This window comes from Pontibacter beigongshangensis, assembly GCF_014332515.1.
GTDB lineage: Bacteria > Bacteroidota > Bacteroidia > Cytophagales > Hymenobacteraceae > Pontibacter > Pontibacter beigongshangensis.
Genome location: NZ_VFSD01000009.1, coordinates 79,510 through 97,995, shown reverse-complemented (window position 1 = coordinate 97,995; position 18,486 = coordinate 79,510). Strand labels below are relative to the sequence as shown.

At 49.1% G+C, this 18,486-nt stretch carries 17 protein-coding genes; 4 read left to right on the top strand and 13 right to left on the bottom strand.

Annotation, left to right across the window (positions count from 1 at the left end; genetic code table 11):
* Positions 1-2 precede the first annotated feature (2 nt).
* Positions 3-413 carry a response regulator gene (locus FJM74_RS09460; protein WP_187262354.1) on the top strand — a complete coding sequence of 137 codons (411 nt, stop codon included), beginning with the start codon at positions 3-5 and terminating at the stop codon, positions 411-413.
* Between the two features lie 336 nt (positions 414-749).
* On the opposite strand, the gene FJM74_RS09455 is transcribed toward FJM74_RS09460, so the two are convergent.
* The 4 genes from FJM74_RS09455 to FJM74_RS09440 form a co-directional block, all read right to left on the bottom strand.
* On the bottom strand, positions 750-1,595 hold the full coding sequence (locus tag FJM74_RS09455; RefSeq protein ID WP_187262353.1) for an SDR family NAD(P)-dependent oxidoreductase: 846 nt from the start codon (positions 1,593-1,595) through the stop codon (positions 750-752).
* Positions 1,592-2,575: an NAD-dependent epimerase/dehydratase family protein gene (locus tag FJM74_RS09450; RefSeq protein ID WP_187262352.1), complete on the bottom strand. Its 984-nt coding sequence runs from the start codon at positions 2,573-2,575 to the stop codon at positions 1,592-1,594. The genes FJM74_RS09455 and FJM74_RS09450 overlap by 4 nt, the downstream gene beginning before the upstream one ends.
* Positions 2,576-2,810: 235 nt before the next feature.
* Positions 2,811-3,386 (bottom strand): helix-turn-helix domain-containing protein, encoded by a 576-nt coding sequence (locus tag FJM74_RS09445; RefSeq protein ID WP_187262351.1) that lies wholly within the window; start codon positions 3,384-3,386, stop codon positions 2,811-2,813.
* Between the two features lie 263 nt (positions 3,387-3,649).
* Positions 3,650-4,024, bottom strand: a complete 375-nt coding sequence (locus FJM74_RS09440; protein WP_187262350.1) for a hypothetical protein — start codon at positions 4,022-4,024, stop codon at positions 3,650-3,652.
* 251 nt (positions 4,025-4,275) lie between these two features.
* On the opposite strand from FJM74_RS09440, the gene FJM74_RS09435 reads away from it, so the two are divergent.
* Complete coding sequence (locus tag FJM74_RS09435; protein WP_187262349.1) at positions 4,276-4,506, top strand: hypothetical protein; 231 nt, start codon at positions 4,276-4,278, stop codon at positions 4,504-4,506.
* Between the two features lie 272 nt (positions 4,507-4,778).
* Here FJM74_RS09435 and FJM74_RS09430 read toward each other — a convergent pair whose 3' ends face one another.
* Positions 4,779-5,795, bottom strand: a complete 1,017-nt coding sequence (locus FJM74_RS09430) for an alpha/beta fold hydrolase (RefSeq protein ID WP_187262348.1) — start codon at positions 5,793-5,795, stop codon at positions 4,779-4,781.
* A 554-nt stretch (positions 5,796-6,349) separates the two neighbouring features.
* Here FJM74_RS09430 and FJM74_RS09425 point away from each other — a divergent pair.
* Both FJM74_RS09425 and FJM74_RS09420 read left to right on the top strand, forming a co-directional pair.
* On the top strand, positions 6,350-6,565 hold the full coding sequence (locus tag FJM74_RS09425) for a response regulator transcription factor (RefSeq protein WP_187262347.1): 216 nt from the start codon (positions 6,350-6,352) through the stop codon (positions 6,563-6,565).
* Between the two features lie 210 nt (positions 6,566-6,775).
* The gene (locus FJM74_RS09420) at positions 6,776-7,552 is read left to right on the top strand and encodes a GAF domain-containing protein (RefSeq protein ID WP_187262346.1); all 777 of its coding nucleotides are present in this window, start codon (positions 6,776-6,778) and stop codon (positions 7,550-7,552) included.
* A 647-nt stretch (positions 7,553-8,199) separates the two neighbouring features.
* Here the strand turns inward: FJM74_RS09420 and rplT are convergent.
* From rplT to FJM74_RS09380, 8 genes are all read right to left on the bottom strand, one after another.
* Complete coding sequence (gene rplT / locus FJM74_RS09415; protein WP_187262345.1) at positions 8,200-8,544, bottom strand: 50S ribosomal protein L20; 345 nt, start codon at positions 8,542-8,544, stop codon at positions 8,200-8,202.
* A gap of 95 nt (positions 8,545-8,639) precedes the next feature.
* The gene (gene rpmI / locus FJM74_RS09410; RefSeq protein ID WP_187262344.1) at positions 8,640-8,834 is read right to left on the bottom strand and encodes a 50S ribosomal protein L35; all 195 of its coding nucleotides are present in this window, start codon (positions 8,832-8,834) and stop codon (positions 8,640-8,642) included.
* A 24-nt stretch (positions 8,835-8,858) separates the two neighbouring features.
* Positions 8,859-9,395 carry a translation initiation factor IF-3 gene (gene infC, locus FJM74_RS09405; protein WP_187262407.1) on the bottom strand — a complete coding sequence of 179 codons (537 nt, stop codon included), beginning with the start codon at positions 9,393-9,395 and terminating at the stop codon, positions 8,859-8,861.
* 113 nt (positions 9,396-9,508) lie between these two features.
* The gene (gene thrS, locus FJM74_RS09400; RefSeq protein ID WP_187262343.1) at positions 9,509-11,446 is read right to left on the bottom strand and encodes a threonine--tRNA ligase; all 1,938 of its coding nucleotides are present in this window, start codon (positions 11,444-11,446) and stop codon (positions 9,509-9,511) included.
* 6 nt (positions 11,447-11,452) lie between these two features.
* Positions 11,453-12,556 (bottom strand): tetratricopeptide repeat protein, encoded by a 1,104-nt coding sequence (locus FJM74_RS09395; RefSeq protein WP_187262342.1) that lies wholly within the window; start codon positions 12,554-12,556, stop codon positions 11,453-11,455.
* Positions 12,557-12,843: 287 nt separating this feature from the next.
* Complete coding sequence (locus FJM74_RS09390) at positions 12,844-13,635, bottom strand: tetratricopeptide repeat protein (RefSeq protein ID WP_241739034.1); 792 nt, start codon at positions 13,633-13,635, stop codon at positions 12,844-12,846.
* Between the two features lie 73 nt (positions 13,636-13,708).
* Positions 13,709-16,459 carry a DNA gyrase/topoisomerase IV subunit A gene (locus FJM74_RS09385; protein ID WP_187262341.1) on the bottom strand — a complete coding sequence of 917 codons (2,751 nt, stop codon included), beginning with the start codon at positions 16,457-16,459 and terminating at the stop codon, positions 13,709-13,711.
* The gene (locus FJM74_RS09380) at positions 16,452-18,314 is read right to left on the bottom strand and encodes a DNA topoisomerase IV subunit B (protein ID WP_187262340.1); all 1,863 of its coding nucleotides are present in this window, start codon (positions 18,312-18,314) and stop codon (positions 16,452-16,454) included. The genes FJM74_RS09385 and FJM74_RS09380 overlap by 8 nt, the downstream gene beginning before the upstream one ends.
* Between the last annotated feature and the right edge of the window lie 172 nt (positions 18,315-18,486).

Below are 18,486 nucleotides of genomic sequence, written 5' to 3'. Positions count from 1 at the left end.
TAATGGGAACTTTGAAAAAAGTGGTTTTGGTAGATGATGATCAGGTTAATAATTTTGTGTGTGAGAGCATCATCCGGAATGAGAATTTTGCGGATGAGGTAATCAGCTTTGAATGGGCTGAGGACGCCTTGAATTTCTTAAAGAAGATAACAGCAACCGATCCCGCTAACTTTCCGGAGCTTATTTTCCTGGACATTAACATGCCTGGCATGGATGGCTGGTCGTTTATAGAGGAGTACCGCAAACTGCCGGTGGAGGCAACGCGCCAGTGCAACCTGTTTATGCTGTCTTCTGCCGTCGACAGGAAAGATATCATCTCTGCCAAAAGCTATAGAGAAGTAAAAGACTTTTTCTCGAAGCCGCTCTCTCCCGAAATTCTGGGTTTTATAAAAGAAGAATTCATTACGGCTTAATGTCACCTGATCATTTAAAAAGCCCTGTACCATTCCTGGTGCAGGGCTTTTTTGGTTTTACCCTGGTGCTAAACAAAGCATTTACCGTGGGTTGTTAATGCGCAAAAGCTCCGGAGGGGCATTTTCATTGGAATAATTGCTCTGCAACCCGATAAAAATTGCTTATGCAGCGCTAAGTACATGCAAGTAAAATCTGTCGTATGCGGGCCGGATCAGCAGTATCAGGGGCCGAAATGTCTCCGGAGGGCTGTTTTGATTAGAATAATTCCGACAAACAGACTTCTGTCTCTTCTCAAACTGATCCTGCAACAGTTACTTGGATGTACTTCGTAACCTTTAGGGCGAGGCTCTCTCTTCTGCTCTGGTGTTGGCCGGCGCTTCTTCTTCTTTTTCGAAGCCATTCTTAAAAATCGCCTTTAGAATATGACTTCTCAGGCGGAAAGGAATAAGCGGGACGATGGCAAGAATGAATTTGTTTTTCCAGCCCGGGATGATCACTCTTTTTCGGTTAAACAGTCCGTCGATGGCTGTTTTGGCAACCTCTTCCGGCGACAGGGTCAGCATATCAGAATTCTGGCGCAGCAACAGGCGGTTGCGCTTTTTGACCGTTTCGGTACTGGTGGGGCCAGGGCACAGGCAACTTACGTGCACCCCATACTGGTCCAGCTCACTGTGAAGCGCCTTTGAAAATGTTAGGACGAAGCTTTTGGTGGCAGAATATACGCTTTTGTAGGGTATAGGCAAAAACGAAACAAAGCTGCCCACATTCATGATGTAGGACTCCGCGTGCTCCCGGAGCTTCGGCAGGAAAAGGTTTGTGACAAGAACCACCACCTCGGAGTTTAAACGGATAATGTTCAGGTAATCGGCTGCATCTGTAGTGGCGAAGGCGCTGTAATTGCCTATGCCCGCGTTATTGATCAGCACATCGATTTTAAGGTTTTGCCGGCAGCACCAGTCAAACAGCTCGTGCACCGCATGCGGAAGTACAAGGTTTAGCTCCACCGTCTTCACATCTATGTTATACTGCCGATTTAGCTGCGCTCCAACCTCCTGCTGCCCGGTGGCCGGAAGCGATACGAGTATAAGATTATGACCTCTTTTGGCACATTCCCGGGCTATCGCTTTCCCTATTCCTGCACTGGCTCCAGTTATTAACGTGTATCTCTTTTCGTCGATCATTCCGAAATAAATTCAATGGTCTTTTTTAGTCCCTCAGGCAGCGGGGTAATGGTGTAGTTTAGATCCTGAATGGCTTTCCGACTTGATACGCTCCAGTTGTACAAATACTTCTTCAGCCACTTTGGAGTGAGCAAAGGCTTTGAATGGGTAATCCTGGCCCCGACTACCAGCAGCTGGCTCAGCAGCTGCAGCAAGCCTGCCGGTATCTTATAGAGCCTATAAGATCGTTGGCTGACCCGGGCCAGTGTCTCGAAGAAAGTTATGTAGGATACATCCTCCCCTCCAAGCAAATAGCTTTCGCCATTCCGGCCTAGCGTAAGGGCATTTATGTGGGCCTCCACTATGTCCTGCATAAAACAGTAGTTGCCAAGGCTCCTGCCATCGCCTGGCAAAAATCGCCATTTCCCCTGCAGATACAAACTTATTAGCCTGTTTACCGCATTGCTTTCACTTTCCCTGCCCGGGCCAAACACCCTCGTAGGGTTTAGTACCACCACCTCAAGGCCGTTTCCGGCATAGGCTTTTACCAGGGCTTCTGCCTCCGCTTTGGTTGCTTCGTAGGCATTGGTGTAGCGCACGATTCTGCCCATGGCCTCAGTAACAGGCACACCCTCAGCTGGCGACGGGCCATACACACTGGCTGTTGACGTAAACACGAGCTTACGCACCTTGGTCTTTATCGCTGCCTCTGCTATAGTACGGGTGCCCTCCACATTTATTTTCCTGAAGATGGTTTCTTCTTCGGGCCAGAGCCGGGCATAGGCCGCCAGGTGAAACACGGCCTGGCAGTGCTGCATTCCTTTTTCTATGGCTTCTACGTTTTCCAGGTCGCCCAGTACGAGGGTAACGCCTGCCGCAGATAAGGCCGCAGCCTTTTCCGGCGACCTGACCAGTGCCACCACCTCATATCCGCGATGCACGAGCGCCAGCGCCAACTGTTCGCCCACATACCCGGTAGCCCCCGTTACAAAAACTCTCATAAGCAAAAGGAAAAAAAACCTGCCCGAAAAAGAAAAGTTCTTTGCGGCAATTAAAAATTATTGGAATGCAAAAGGACCTCCAGAGACCATTGGGGTTATTTGCAGCCATGCCCCGCACCTCAGAGGAACAATGTTGGCAACCTGGTGGGCCGCTCGTTTATCAGCCCACAGCCTAGAAATTCCTATTAGCGTGCTTACGATGCCGTCGGTTTTGGGGTGCCGGCTCCGGAGGGCTTTACTTGACCTGGTCCAGTGGCTTGCGCGAAGGGGAGGAATTCTTCTTAAAATCGGTGGGAGTTAGACCCGTTACCTGCTTAAACTGGTTAGAAAGATGGGCCACGCTGCTATACCCCAGCTGAAAGGCTATCTGGCTAAGGCTTAACTCGTTATAGGCCAGCAACTCCTTTGCCCGCTCCACCTTCTGGAGCACCACGTATCGGGCAATCGTAATCTGCTCTTCCGCTGAGAACAGGCTGCTTAGGTAGTTATAGTCTCTTCCTACCTCCTCCTCCAGATACTGCGAGATGTTGGTATTAAGTTCCTCGATACGGCCAGATTGCACCAGGTCTATAATGGCCAGTTTTATAGCCTCCACCGTTTCTGCTTTCTTGTCTTCCAGGAGTTCAAAACCATTGTCCAGAAATGCCTGTCGAATGTTTTGCATCGCTTCTTCTGTAGGGGCGGCTGCCAGCTTAGCTTCTCCTAACCTCACTTCCAGCACCGGCTGGCCCAGCTGTTGCAGTTCTTCGGTTATTACTTTGATGCACCGGGGGCACACCATATTTCGGATGTAAAGGCTATAGTCTGGCATGTCAATCTGTTTAGCAAGTAGCACAAAGTTACGCAATGCAGCGGTATTTCAGAAGAGGGACCAGCATTACCAGCTTTGGGGCAGTTGAGGAGGGTGGCTTAGTAAAAGAGCATGCAGATTATTCTAATGAATTTAGCCCTTCGGAGAGCTCTGCTGCTGCTGCTGCTCCTTGTGCAGGAAATCTTCCTTATTTTGATGAAACAGCACAGGCGGCGCTCCGGAAATCGAAGCGCCGCCTGTGTTGTAGTATCGGCTGGAAAGAATTAAATTCTGCTGGCATCCCCCTCCTGGTCCTTTTCCTGCTTTTTGCTGTCAAGGGGCTGATCGGAGCTTCTTATTCCGTTCACGCTGTCGTCCATGGCGGTGTCGCTGCCTTCATACTCGAAGCCAGGCCCCTGCACATACGACTCTTTGCTGTCAGGGTCATTGGCACCATAACCGGTGGCCTCACTCCCGCCAATATGCATGTTCTCGAGTTTGTCTTTCTGGTCGGCCCGCTCCAGGTCGCCTCCCCGGCCTACATTTCGCTTGGCAGAGGGGTCTGGTCTATTGCCGACGGTGACGCGCTCGTTAAAGTCATCGTGCACGTTCTTTGGTTTTCCGGGCGTACTTTTTTTATCTTCGTCTCTTATTGCCATAGGTAGATTGCTTTTGTTACGGTAGTGTATACGATCGCTTGTACCACATGTTCCTGCACGCCTGCGCATCTGCCTGGCACAGACCGCCTCCATCTGCCTTTTTGCTGAAGCCTGCTGCCTTGAGCCGGAAACTTAAAATGGCTGTCCGCAGCACGCAGCCCTGATCTAAACCGTTATATTTGCCTGCCATTGGCACCACTTGTACTTATTTTCTGTTACCGGTATACATATATACATAAAAATATTCCTGCATGAATTTTTCAAAAATTTACGATCCCAGAGAGATGAACTCTTACCAGTTTGTGGCTGCCACCGGTCTGGTCATGACTATCGTGGCACATCTGATCTTAGCCATAATCAACAAGCAGGTGGAGAGTTTCGGGTATCTATACATTTGCTGGTTTGTGTTTTTCAGTGCTGGCACCGTTGCCAACTACCGGAGCAAACCCAATGAGCACGGCCACCACCATCATCACCATTAAGCTACTGCACCTCTGCAATGTATTGTGGGCCGGCAGCAGCAACCCTCTTCTTAAAGCCTGCCTGACCTGTTGTTGTTTCCCGCTTATGTTACTTGTTCCTGCATCTGCAATTTATAGTCTTTTGGGCAGCTATAGCCAGTCCCGGTGGGTTGGGCAAACCCGCCAGGCTGAATTATGCTAACAAATCGTGCCCTCCAGACTTGCTGCTGCTTCTCTGCTTCGCAGTGCCTATGCTGATTCGTTTTCCGGAAAGATAGGTTGCATCCTGTTAGTTACCTGCCCAGGAACTCCAACAGCGCTTTATGAAATTTTTGGGGCGCTTCGAGGTGAGGAATGTGGCCCACATTTTTAAACTCCACCAATTCAGCACCAGGGATGGCGGCTGCCGCCTGTTTTCCTAAGGCGGGGTACTGTCCGTGGGCCTTAAGTGTCTGCTGGTCCTGTATATAGCCTTTTCCTACAATTGTTCTGTCTTCCTGCCCTATTACCAGCAGGGTGGGCACTTTTATCTGAGCAAATTCGTAAATAACCGGCTGCTGATAAATCATACTATAAGTGAGGGCCGCCGCTTTGGCTACTTTCGGGTAATCGGCACCGCCCAACTGGGCTGCGGGTATTCGCACCCACTCCTCGTAAGCCGGCTGCCAGGATGTGTAGTAGGTGCCATGGTACTTCCTGATCGATTCGGCACTGCGTTGCAACTCTTCCTGGTACAACGCCTGCATCGTTCTAAACGGCACAAACGGCCTGTAATCTTCCAGCCCGATCGGGTTTTCGAGTACCAGCCTGGCCGTAAAATCCGGGTACATGAGCGCAAACCGGGCCGCTAGCATCCCTCCCATGGAGTGCCCCACCACCACAGCCTTATGCACACCGATTGCCTGGAGCAATTGCCTGGTGTTCTGCGCCAGCTGGTGAAAGGTGTACTGTATAGATGGCTTGTCTGATTTCCCGAATCCTACCTGGTCAGGCACCACCACCCGGTAACCATTTTGCGACAGGAACCGGATTGTTCGCTCCCAGTAGGCCCCCATAAAGTTTTTACCATGAAAGAGCACTACCGTATGAGCTGAGGAGTCCGCTTTGGCTGGGGCTACATCCATATAGGCCATGCTGTAATGCCCACCTTCCAGTTCCAGCCCAAACCTCTTAACCGGAAAAGGGTACGCATAGCCCTCCAAGGTTGCGTTATAGCTGGCCGTACCCTGCTGCGCCTGTATAGCAACCGAAGCACATAAAACCAACAGGAGGCAAAGAGTAAAGTGTCTGCAGATTAAGTTTTTATTCATACACCGTTTTACTCAGCACTTGTCTTTTTGTTTCTGCTCCCAGCTCACATCATAGTTATTGCTTAGGTGGAGGCCATCTTAGTAGTTTTTGCCAGTTTGTGCCTGGAGCCTGTACATCCAGATAATGGTGCCGGGATACTTTAAGGCAGCACACTGTTCCAAAATTGCAGACTAGAGGAGGCTGCTTTTAATTTTTTTTAATATTTTAGATAAAATAACAACCTTCAAATCAACTCTCCCGTAAATACAAATGGCTAAAAGTTGAAAATTATATTTTCAGAATTAAGGAGAAGTTCCCTTGAAAAAGGAATCTCTCCTTTTTTTCTTTCTGCACCTCGCCATAACCTAACCCCCTTGTCAATTTCCGGCTTTCTGCATCAGGTTAATCACCAGTATTTAAATTAATTAGCGCAGTAAACACCTCCGATTACTTGAAAAAAACTTAATTTTTCTTTGCAAATACCTATATTCAGGTATTGTTATTCAGATCGAATAATCAGATATTTACAAAATAATATGCAAATGATTATATACCGCACCATTATTAACTAACTATGCAAAAAGTAAACCTAATGCTGAGCAAGCGCGAGCAGGAAATACTGCGACTCATTGCGAAAGGGTACAGCAGTAAAATGATGAGCGAAGAGTTGCAGATTACGCAATTAACCGTCCAGACACATCGCCGCAATATGCTCCGCAAAATGAATATGAATAACTCCATGGAGCTGATTAGCTGGGCCTTCCGGGCTGGCGTGCTCGCATCTAAATAACTTGGCCCGCTTTGTCCAACGATAATGCTTGTCCGTTCTAGTGCGCCCTGGCATTACCATTTGCCTTTGGCTGAGGCTCTGAATTTGAGATTATCCTTAAACATTCCTTTACCGGCCATTCACCAATTTTAGGGAATTATTCTTTTTTGATTTTATCCGAAACCGATTTTTTTTATTATATTACCCATAATCCTATGTAATTGTAAGAACATGATAAGCCTGAACCCGAGTATTCCCTCTTCTTCATCGCTAATAGAAGTATATGAAGAGCACCGGCTTCAGGCGCTTCATACGTATGACAAATACTACACAGCCGCTGAACAGGAATTTAATATATTGGTAGCCCTCGCCTCTACCATCTGCGAAACGCCTATATCTCTCATTAGCCTGCTAACAACTGACCGCCAATGGTTTAAAGCAGGAATAGGGCTGGATGTTAAGGAAACTCCCCAGTCGGTGTCTTTCTGCCAGTATGCCATTGAACAGGACGATGTTCTGGAGGTGCCGGATGCGCTGTCTGATATCCGCTTCTTCCAGAACCCATATGTGGTAGGCGAGCCTAAAATCAGGTTTTATGCCGGTTCTCCTCTGGTAAACAAAGATGGGCATAAGCTGGGGACATTGTGTGTAATAGACACACAACCGCGTGAACTCTCTGAAAAGCAGCGTTTTGCCTTAGCTTCCCTCTCGGAGCAGGTTACTGCCCACCTGGAACTCAGATTAAGAAAAGATCAGTTGGAGCAGGAAAAGTCAGCGCTTCAGAAGGCCATCTGTGCGCTTAGCCATTTGCGTCCGTTTGACCTTGCTTCTGATCTGAAAACATCTGTCAGTGGCGTAAAGTCAATGACAGATCAGATAGAAAAAGCCATCCTCTCCAAAGACATTTCAACTATTTCAGACAGTATCCATCTGCTGAAGACACATTTGCAGGAACTGGAGGCAGGATTACAGCCTTTCATGCTGACCAAAACCCCGTCACAGGAATAATAACCAATGCCTTGAAGCTAATATTAATCAGGCAGAAAACGTAGCTGGCTTTTTAGCAAGATCCAGCCTCTAATATCCGAAGCTTCCTACCGTATTTTCAGGCTATCGGATTTTCGTGATACGGATGATGAAGGGTGAGGGAAGGTGCGGTTTTAGAATTATTTAAATAAAAGCAGGCCTCCGGAAGCTTTTTGTGCTCCGGCGGATCCGAACTACGCCGGCATGGCATTACTTAAGCCTAGCTCAGATACCGCTCTTCCACGGCAGTTTCACCTCCTGATCTTTTGTCGCAGGCATTTAAACGAATCCCCTTCAGAATTTTATCAGGCTACAGACTATCAAAGCTTTTTTCCTGCAGGTAACTATGCCGGGCAGAGTTAAAACTTGCCGGCAACTACTGCCCAGACCTGACAGGGTTCTGTGTCGGCATTAGCGGCAACAGCAGGAATGAGCTCCGGAGGGGCATTTTGATTTGAATAATCTGGTCCGGTACCTGGCAGGCAACCCTGAATTGGGCACTATTGTCGCTAGGCTATAGAACCTGGGCTGAAGCTAAGAACATGTGCGCGATGCAACATGGCAACGCCCTATAAACACAAAAAGCCTGGCTTGCGCCAGGCTTTTTGTGTTTATGTAAAGTCCGTAAACTACTTAACTTTCTCAACGATGCTCTTGAAAGCCTCCGGATGGTTCATGGCCAGGTCAGCAAGTACTTTGCGGTTCAGGTCTATATTTGCCTTTTTCAGGGCGCCCATCAGGGCTGAGTAAGATAAACCGTGCTCCCGTGCACCTGCGTTGATACGCTGGATCCAAAGGGCTCTGAAGTCTCTCTTCTTCGCTTTTCTGTCGCGGTAAGCGTAAATTAAACCTTTTTCAATTGCGTTTTTCGCAACTGTCCAAACGTTTTTACGACGGCCAAAGTAACCTTTGGCCAGTTTCATCATTTTTTTTCTTCTGTGTCGTGCGGCAACGACATTTACCGATCTTGGCATTTCTGTAAAGTTTTAGCGACTGGTGATTATGGTGTAATCTTCAAAAAACCAGGCACTGGGTTCGTACTGTTTAATTAACCTCCTAATTCTGGGAATTAGATTTTAAGCATTAGTTTAACTCTGTCCATGTCAGCGCTGCTAACAAGGCCGGTATGAGTTAAATTACGCTTCTGCTTAGTCGTTTTCTTGGTCAGGATGTGGCTCTTGTAAGCGTGCTTACGCTTAATTTTGCCAGTACCTGTCAAAGAGAAACGCTTCTTTGCACCAGATTTTGTTTTAACTTTTGGCATGTGTATATAATTAATTGAAATGAATTATTTTTTGGGGGCCGCCACTTTCGGAGCTAGGATGAGGAACATACGCTTTCCTTCGAGCTTTGGCAACTGCTCAACCTTTGCAAGGTCTTCGAGGGCCTGAGCAAACTTAAGAAGCAGAATTTCTCCTCTTTCCTTGAACACGATCGTTCTGCCCACAAAGTGGACATACGACTTTATCTTATAACCACTCTCGAGAAAGGCTTTGGCGTGCTTCAGCTTAAACTCAAAGTCGTGCTCATCCGTGTTCGGGCCAAACCGAATCTCCTTGATCACCACTTTTTGCGCTTTTGCTTTCATCTCGCGCGTTTTCTTCTTCTGCTCGTACTTAAATTTCGAGTAGTCGATTATACGGCATACCGGTGGGGTGGCCGTTGGCGATATTTCCACCAAATCCAGATTCTGCTCATTAGCCATTTGCTGGGCCACACGCAGTGGGTAAACGCCCTGCTCTACATTGTCTCCAACAAGCCTTACCTCTCTGGCAGTAATTTTATCATTGACTTTGTACGGCTCTTCTACCTTTCCGCGTGGGATGTAGCGCCTATTGTTGCTAGTAGTAGCTATAGTATTACCTCCTTTAATGATTTAGTTTTTGTAATCAGGCTGCAAATATCGTAAATATTATATCAGGAAAAAAAATATTTACCCTATTTGTTCAGTGCCTCAGCTATTTTAGCCTTAAACATTCCAATAAATTCTCCGATCGTCATGCTGCCCAGGTCGCCTTCGCCATGTTTGCGAACCGAAACAGCTTGGTTTTCCTGTTCCTTCTCGCCCACAATAAGCATAAACGGCACTTTGCGCACTTCCGCATCACGTATTTTCCGGCCTATCTTCTCGTCGCGGTTATCGACGTACCCCCTTATGTCTTCCTGCTCCAGCGCCTCCTGCACCTGCTGGGCAAACTCCTGGTACTTCTCAGATATTGGCAGGATGGCATATTGCTCCGGGCTGAGCCAGAGCGGGAAATTACCGCCGCAATGCTCGATCAGCAGGGCCACAAACCGCTCCAGCGAACCAAAAGGTGCCCGATGAATCATGACCGGTCTATGTTTCTGGTTATCAGCGCCAATATATTCTAGCTGGAACCTTTCTGGTAAGTTATAATCTACCTGGATAGTTCCCAGCTGCCATTTACGGCCTAAGGCATCCTTCACCATAAAGTCGAGCTTTGGTCCGTAAAACGCAGCTTCCCCTAATTCGGTTACAGTAGTAAGGCCTTTCTCAGCAGCCGCCTCTATGATAGCGTTTTCAGCTTTCTCCCAAGCCTCGTCGGCTCCAATGTATTTTTGCTTGTTGGCAGGGTCGCGCAGCGAGATCTGGGCAGTAAAATTCTCAAAACCAAGTGCCTGAAACACATAGAGCACCAGGTCTATTACTTTCAGGAACTCTTCCTTTACCTGATCGGGGCGGCAGAAAATGTGTGCGTCGTCCTGGGTGAAGCCGCGCACCCGGGTAAGGCCGTGCAGCTCACCGCTTTGCTCGTAACGGTAAACGGTTCCGAATTCAGCCAGGCGCACCGGCAGCTCTTTGTAGGAGCGCGGACGTGTTTTGTAGATCTCGCAGTGATGCGGACAGTTCATCGGCTTCAGGAAGAACTCCTCCCCTTCGTTCGGTGTCCTGATCGGCTGGAAAGAGTCTGCTCCGTATTTCTCGTAGTGTCCTGACGTAACATACAGCTCCTTGCTGCCAATGTGCGGCGTTACCACAGGCTGATATCCTGCCCGCTGCTGGGCCTTACGCAAGAACTGCTCCAGGCGCTCCCGCAGCAAGGTTCCTTTTGGCAGCCACAGCGGCAGCCCCATGCCTACCTTCTCGGAGAAAGTAAATAACTCCAGTTCCTTGCCGAGCTTCCGGTGGTCACGTTTTTTGGCTTCTTCAAGGCGCTCCAGGTACTCTGTCAGCTCCTTTTGCTTCGGAAAGGTAACACCATAAATACGCGTCAGTTGTTTGCCTTTTTCGTCGCCACGCCAGTAAGCGCCTGCCACGTTCATGAGCTTGGCGGCCTTTATGAATCCGGTGTTCGGGATGTGGGGTCCACGGCACAGGTCCACAAAGCTGCCTTGTGTATAAAAGGTAATGGTGCCGTCTTCCAGGTCTTGTAGCAGATCTAGTTTGTACTGGTCGCCCTTTTGCTCAAAGTAAGCGATGGCCTCTGCCTTCGTTACTTCCTGCCGGGTAAATTCGCTCTTTCCACGCGCCAGTTCCAGCATTTTCTGCTCAACTTTGGCAAAGTCGTCCTGGGAGAAGTGTTGCTCTCCCAGGTCCACATCGTAGTAGAATCCGTTTTCCACAGGTGGGCCTATTCCGAACTTAATTCCCGGATAAAGTGCTTCCAGCGCCTCTGCCAATAAGTGGGCAGAAGAATGCCAGAAGGTGTTTTTCCCCAGATCATCGTTCCAGGTAAGCAACTGCACGCGGGCATCTTCGGTTATGGGGCGGTTCAGGTCCCAGACGGTGTCGTTGACTTTAGCGGCCAGCACGTTTCGGGCTAGCCCTTCGCTGATACTCTGTGCAATCTCCAGGCTCGTTACACCCTGTTCAAACTGGCGCACAGATCCATCTGGCAGTGTAATATTAATCATGTATCGTTATTTGATATTAAAGTCCAATCTCTGAAGCTTTTCTACAGTTGCTGTATCTGTGGGTGTTCTTCTTCTCTCTATTTTAAATTTCAGGCGACTAATGCTCTGGTTAGCATAGGAGTACCTGGAGTCCAGGGCCAGTAGTAGCCGGTACTGTTCCAGTGCATTCCTGTACAGGCCCACCCGCTCATAGGCACTGGCAAGGGCAGTTAAGTGCCTTGGATCTTTCCGGTATGCTCCTGAGGCACGCTCCAGGTGAAAAATGGCCCCCTCATTATCTCCTCTTTTATACCGCTCCAGCCCATAATGGAAATGAGCCCCCGGCAACGAATCGTTCAACTCAAGCGCCTTCTCAAAATACGCAAAGGCACTGTCGGGCTTTTGCTGCTCCTGGTACAGGCGCCCCTGGTAATACCATAGCCGCGCATCCTGGGGAGCGAGCTTTCTGGCGGCTTCCACAAACTGCCTGGCAGTACCATAGTCTTTGCGGGCTATGTAAATGCCTGCCAGTTCCCGTTGCGGCTCCATAAAATCAGGCGCCTGCTCCAATGCTGCGGTATAGCTGCTGATGGCCAGCGCTGTGTCAGTTGCCGCTTCCTGCACCCGGCCGCTATAATACAAGGCGTACTCATCCGCAGGAGATAGCTCTATGGCCCTTCTTACATATTCCCGCGCCTGTCTTAAATCCCTGCGCTGCAGGTACAGTTCGCTTAGCAATACATACAACGAAGCGCTCTGGTAAGAATTCCGCTCTGCCCTGAGTGCCAGCGGCAGCGCCTCCTCTGGCTTGCCCAAGGCATATAGCACCTGTGCTTTAACAAACAAGGAGGCCGGGGTATTCTTAGAGAGCTTTACAGCCATCTCCGCATCAGACAGCGCTTCTTCCAGCTCCCCTTTGCGGAGCAGCACAATCGCCCTTCTGGCGTACAGGCTGCCATCATTCGTGGAGAGCTCTATGGCGGCAGACAAGTTAGTGAGTTGCGCCTCCGGATTGTCTGTCACGACCTCCAGGTTCACCATCTGCTCCTTACGGCTCTCGTGTTGGTTGCAGGAAGTGCCGCAAAAAACCAGCCATGCCCCCACTGCCCAACTAATAGCTCCTACCCTCATTTACTTAAATAAAATTTGCGGCAACAGTTATTGCCGTGCTAAATTATAGATATTTTCCTTAAATATAGACCACATCTCAACTTTTTGAAATTCCCTATGGCAGAAAGAGCTATTCCTTCCTCGCCTAAGTCAGGTTGGGCTTAGGGGCGAAAGTTATTTAAGTTCGATTTGAAAGTAATCAGGACGCTACCTACTGCAAAAAACAACTTATGCCGGCGGTAAGCTAAAAACAGAAGGAGCCTGTTTCTGCCATAGAAACAGGCTCCTTCTGTTTTTAGCAGCGAGGGTTACCGGAATTGTTCCTCCAGCATAATCTTACACCTCCTGCTCAATTCGTATTCCTCTTTTGTTTCCATGTTAACCGTAAGAGCCTCTTTTAAAACTGATACACAGGCCTCCCTATCTTTCAGTTCCTGATAAATAGTGGCTAGGTCGTAATAGTAGCGGATATTCTGAGGTTTGAGCATGATCGCCTTCTGCAGTGATTTAATGGCATCCAGATTGGTGGCTTTTTCTGCCACACCCCCAAAAAACACTTTAGAGGCTGCAATTTCAGCAAAGTTCAGGTTCGCCATTTTAAACTGCCACCGTCCCATCAGGTGCCAGGCACCTGCATGTTCTGCATGAGAGGCCAGCGCGGCATCGAGGTAAGCCTTTACCTGGTTTGTCATTTCCAGCCTTTGCTTCGGGCCGAGCACAGTGGCCAGGTTGCTCAACGAAAGCGCCATCAGGTAATTAGACTCAGCATCTGCAGGGTCGACCTTGTAGGCACGTGCTGCAAAGGTTCTGGCTTTGTTGAAGTGCTCTATCTGCCTGGTATCGTTTGTATTGTACCTGTCGCCGATGCGGTTGTGCAGCAAACTGGCCTTGCAGAGAGCTTCGTAATTATCTGCAGACATGGCCAGCACTTCTTCGTAAATGCGCAGAGCCTCTGTTTCTTTGTAGTTGTTAAGCAGAAACTCGGCCCGCTGCATCAGTTGCTCGTGGTCAGCAGAACCCGCACCGGCGCCTGCCTGAAGTCCAGGAAGCGCCCATGCCAGTGTGAGAATGATCAGTATAGTTGTAAGTAATCTTTTCATGTGTCAATAATACGCTAATTACCGTTCGTTAATATAGGCAATGAAAAAGACAAAAACAACATTGTGATTTTATTTAGAACAAATTGAGCTGTTTCTTTTCTTTTAAGGTCATTTTTGTACTTTTATCATTTACCTCATTATGTACGGTTTCCAGGCTAACAGGTTGGTTTCCACTTGCTTTGGCGGCTTCTTCAGCCAGTTCCTTCAGCTCTGCAGGTACCTCTGCAGCACCTCGCTTGGATGCCCCTGGCTTCCTGGAGCCCCCTTTCTCTTCCTGCTGCTGGTATTCCTGCCTGGGTACGTCTATCTCAATTATTTTATAATAATTCAATTTGTTACCCATTGCTTTCCAGCCCTTCACGTCTATAAATTCGCTGAGCAACAGTTTTTCAGCTTCTTTATCGCTCTTGCGGTCGCGTTTGAATTTGATCTCTGCCAGCGGCTGCGGATGCGTAGAGACAGCTTCTAAACGAGAGCCTTTGCTCTCGGATATAAAGATGAACCGCTTGCCGATGGTAGAGGTTTCTACCTTAAAGCGCTTGACATAGTAAGTTTTGTTTTCGCCCTCGTAGTAAATCGCCGACACTACCAGTTCCGGCTCGTATTTCTGCAGCACCTTTATTTTCTCTACCGCATAGTGGTTGGCAAGATCAAAAGAGGTCATTTCGTAAGCGCCATCCTCGTATATAACCAGAATCGTGTCATCGGTGTTGAAGGAGCCTAAGTAACGGCCTCTGCCCTCAGTGTTCAAGCGGCCGATCACTTCATCATAGAAAATCTCCCGTCCGCCCAGGGTAGAATCGCCCAGGCTCTTTTGCACCACCTTCTTCACCGGGTATTTGGTTACGATGTTGCCGTTGGAGCCTTTGCCCTTGATCATGAGCTCGGCAAAATCGAAGTCGAATACTTTGTTGCGGGCTGTTACCGATGGTGCCAGGGTCAGCGTCACGACTTCTGATTCGGAGTTCGGATTGGCAGTAAGGTAATGCACTTTCGAGTTCTTCTCACCTTTCGTCAGGTCGTATTCCTTGTCGCGGGTAATTGATTTCACGGAGAAGCGCTTGGCATAAGAAACACCTGACTTGCCATCCACATAGATCATGTTATAGACCATGTGCTCATCATTCTTATTGTAAACACCGGCCAGAATAATGTCCTTGCCTACAAAGGCCTTCTCGGCCACCTTGGTTACTGTAAACTTGCCATCTTTGCGAAACACAATGATGTCGTCCATATCGGAGCAGTCGCACACAAAATCGTCTTTGCGGAGGCTGGTGCCGATAAAGCCATCTTTGGCATTCATGTAGAGCTTCTGGTTGGCAATGGCTACGTTCTGCGCATTGATCACATCAAAGGTTTTCACCACCGTACGGCGGTCTTTGCCTTGCCCATACTTCTTCAGCAAGCCTTCAAAGTAGGCGATCGCATACCGGATCAGGTTCGCCAGGTTGTCGTCCACCTCAGCCATCTCCTCTTCCAGCCTGCGGATGTACTCGTCTGCTTTAAAGGAATCATATTTAGAGATGCGCTTTATTTTGATCTCTGTCAGGCGAATAATGTCGTCCTGGCTTACTTCGCGGCGCAGCAGGGGTTTAAACGGATCCAGGCCTTTATCTATGGCCTCCAGCACTGCCTCCCAGGTTTCGCACTCCTCTATGTCGCGGTAGATGCGGTTCTCGATAAAGATCTTCTCCAGCGACGAGTGGTGCCACTTATCCTCCAGTTCAGCCTTGCGGATCTCCAGCTCCCGCTTCAGCAGGTCTACTGTTTTAAAGGTAGATATGCGCAAGAGGTCATCCACATTCATGAAATGTGGCTTATCGTCTATAATCACGCAGGTATTCGGCGAAATAGATACTTCGCAGTCGGTGAAGGCGTAGAGCGCATCTATGGTCAGGTCCGGAGACACGCCGGGTGGCAGCTGCACGTGAATCTCTACTTCGGCGGCCGTGTTGTCGACCACCTTTTTTATTTTGATCTTGTTGTTCTCGCTTGCTTTTACGATCGACTCCATCAGGCCAGTAGTCGTAATGCCGTAAGGCACATCGCGTATGATGAGCAGGGTCTTGTCTACTTTCTCAATCGTGGCGCGCACCCGTATTTTTCCGCCTCTGGCGCCACCGTTGTAGTTCGTCACATCTACCTGGCCACCTGTGAGGAAGTCGGGCAGCAGCTGGGTTTTGCGACCTTTGAGCACATCAATCGAACCTTTAATCAGCTCCTTGAAGTTGTGCGGCATCACCTTGGTAGATAAACCTACGGCAATACCTTCCACACCCTGCGCCAGCAGCAGCGGGAACTTAACCGGCAGTGTGACCGGCTCATTCTTGCGGCCGTCGTACGACAGCTGCCAGGTAGTGGTCTGCGGATTGAACACCACATCGAGGGCGAACTTAGACAGGCGTGCCTCAATATAGCGGGAGGCAGCTGCGCTGTCGCCGGTGCGCACATCGCCCCAGTTACCCTGCGTTTCTATGAGCAGGTCTTTCTGGCCGAGGCCCACCATGGCATCGCCAATGGAGGCGTCGCCGTGCGGGTGGTACTGCATGGTCTGGCCGATAACGTTAGCTACTTTGTTAAAGCGGCCATCGTCCATCTCCTTCATGGCGTGCAGGATGCGGCGCTGCACCGGCTTCAGACCATCTTCGATGGCGGGCACGGCACGCTCCAGGATCACATACGAAGCGTACTCGAGAAACCAGTTTTCGTAGAGCCCCGAAACAGGCGTTACGTTATGAATGGTTTCTTCCTCTCCATCCGTAAACTCTACCTGTAATTCCTCTTCTCTTTCTATTTCTTCGTTATTCAACTCGTCGTTATGCATAAACTTCTTCTACTATGTCTTTCTCTACCCTCAGGTGTTCAATAATAAAATTCTGGCGCTCCGGGGTGTTTTTGCCCATGTAGTAACTCAGAATTTTCTGAATGGTGCTGTCTTTCTGCAGAATCACCGGTTTTAGCTTAATGTTGTCTCCTATAAACTTGCCAAACTCGTCCGGAGAAATCTCTCCCAGCCCTTTAAAGCGAGTGATCTCCGGTTTTTTGCCCAGCTTTTGTATCGCCTCCTGCTTCTCGGTTTCGTTGTAGCAATAGATCGTGTCTTTTTTGTTGCGGACCCTGAAAAGCGGTGTCTCCAGGATAAACACGTGCCCGTTGCGGACCAGATCCGGGAAAAACTGCAGGAAAAAGGTCAGTAGCAGCAACCGAATGTGCATCCCGTCCACGTCGGCATCGGTGGCGATCACCACACGGTTGTAGCGCAGCCCCTCCAGCCCTTCTTCAATGTTGAGGGCGTGCTGCAGCAGGTTAAACTCTTCGTTCTCATACACCACCTTCTTCTTCAGGCCAAAGCAGTTCAGTGGCTTTCCGCGCAAACTGAAAACGGCCTCGGTGTCTACGTTACGGGATTTGGTAATGGAACCACTTGCAGAGTCGCCCTCCGTGATGAACAGCGTGGAAAGCAGCGGTTTCTCGCCTTTGTCCTCGTTGAAGTGCAGGCGGCAGTCGCGGAGTTTGCGGTTGTGCAGGTTGGCTTTCTTGGCGCGCTGGTTGGCAAGTTTCTTTACGCCGGCCATGTCCTTGCGCTCCCGCTCGCTTTGCTCAATTCGTTTCTTTAAGGCCTCTGCCGTAGCCGGATTCTTCCGCAGGTAATTATCGAGGTGCTCTTTTATAAAGTCGGTGATAAAGGCGTTTACGGTTGGCCCATCAGGCCCCATGTCGATAGAGCCAAGCTTGGTCTTGGTTTGCGACTCAAACACCGGTTCCTGCACGCGCAGCGAAATGGCCGCTATAATAGAAGAGCGTATATCGGAGGCGTCGTAATCTTTTTTATAAAAGTCGCGCACGGTCTTTACCACCGCCGTGCGGAAAGCGGTAAGGTGCGTCCCCCCCATGGTGGTATACTGCCCGTTAACGAAGGAATAGTACTCCTCTCCGTATTCGTTGCCATGCGTCAGCGCCATCTCTATGTCCGGGGCCTTCAGGTGAATAATGTCATAGCGCAGGCTTTCTTTGTCGGCCTTATTGCTGAGGAGGTCCAGGAGTCCGTTCTCTGAGTAAAACTTCTTCCCATTGAAATTAACGGTTAGCCCTGCGTTCAGGTACACGTAGTTCCAGATCTGGTTCTCGAGGTAGTCGGGGTTGAACTGGAAGTTCTTGAAGATGGTATCGTCCGGGGTAAAAACGGTGAGGGTGCCGTTTCGCTGGCTAGTTTCCTGCATCTCCAGGTCCTGCGTCAGCACGCCCCGCTCAAACTCTGCCGCCTTCATTTTGCCGTCGCGCACCGATTGTATTCTGAAATAGCTGGAGAGGGCATTCACGGCCTTGGTACCAACCCCGTTCAGCCCGACAGATTTCTGAAAGGCCTTGGAATCGTATTTACCGCCGGTGTTGATCTTGCTCACGCAATCGATCACTTTGCCCAGCGGAATACCGCGGCCATAGTCACGCACCTGCACTTTATGGTCAGAGATCTTGATCTCGATGGTTTTGCCGAAGCCCATCACATGCTCATCGATGGAGTTGTCGATCACCTCTTTCACCAAAATATAAATACCATCGTCTGCAGACGAGCCGTCTCCCAGCTTCCCGATATACATACCAGGGCGCAGCCTGATGTGCTCGCGGGGTTCCAGAGAGCGTATGCTGTCTTCGTTGTAATTATGTTCTAACTCTGCCATGTTGTAAGCGTAAGTGTATGTGGTTAATAAAAATCGATCAGAAATTCAGGAAAATAAGATTCTCAGGAAGCATGGCCCACACTTCTGAAAAATAATTGCGATTAAATGAATAGGTTAATTTACTAATTTATTTAGTTTAAAAATACTCATTTCAGGCTTGAATTGAAAAGGC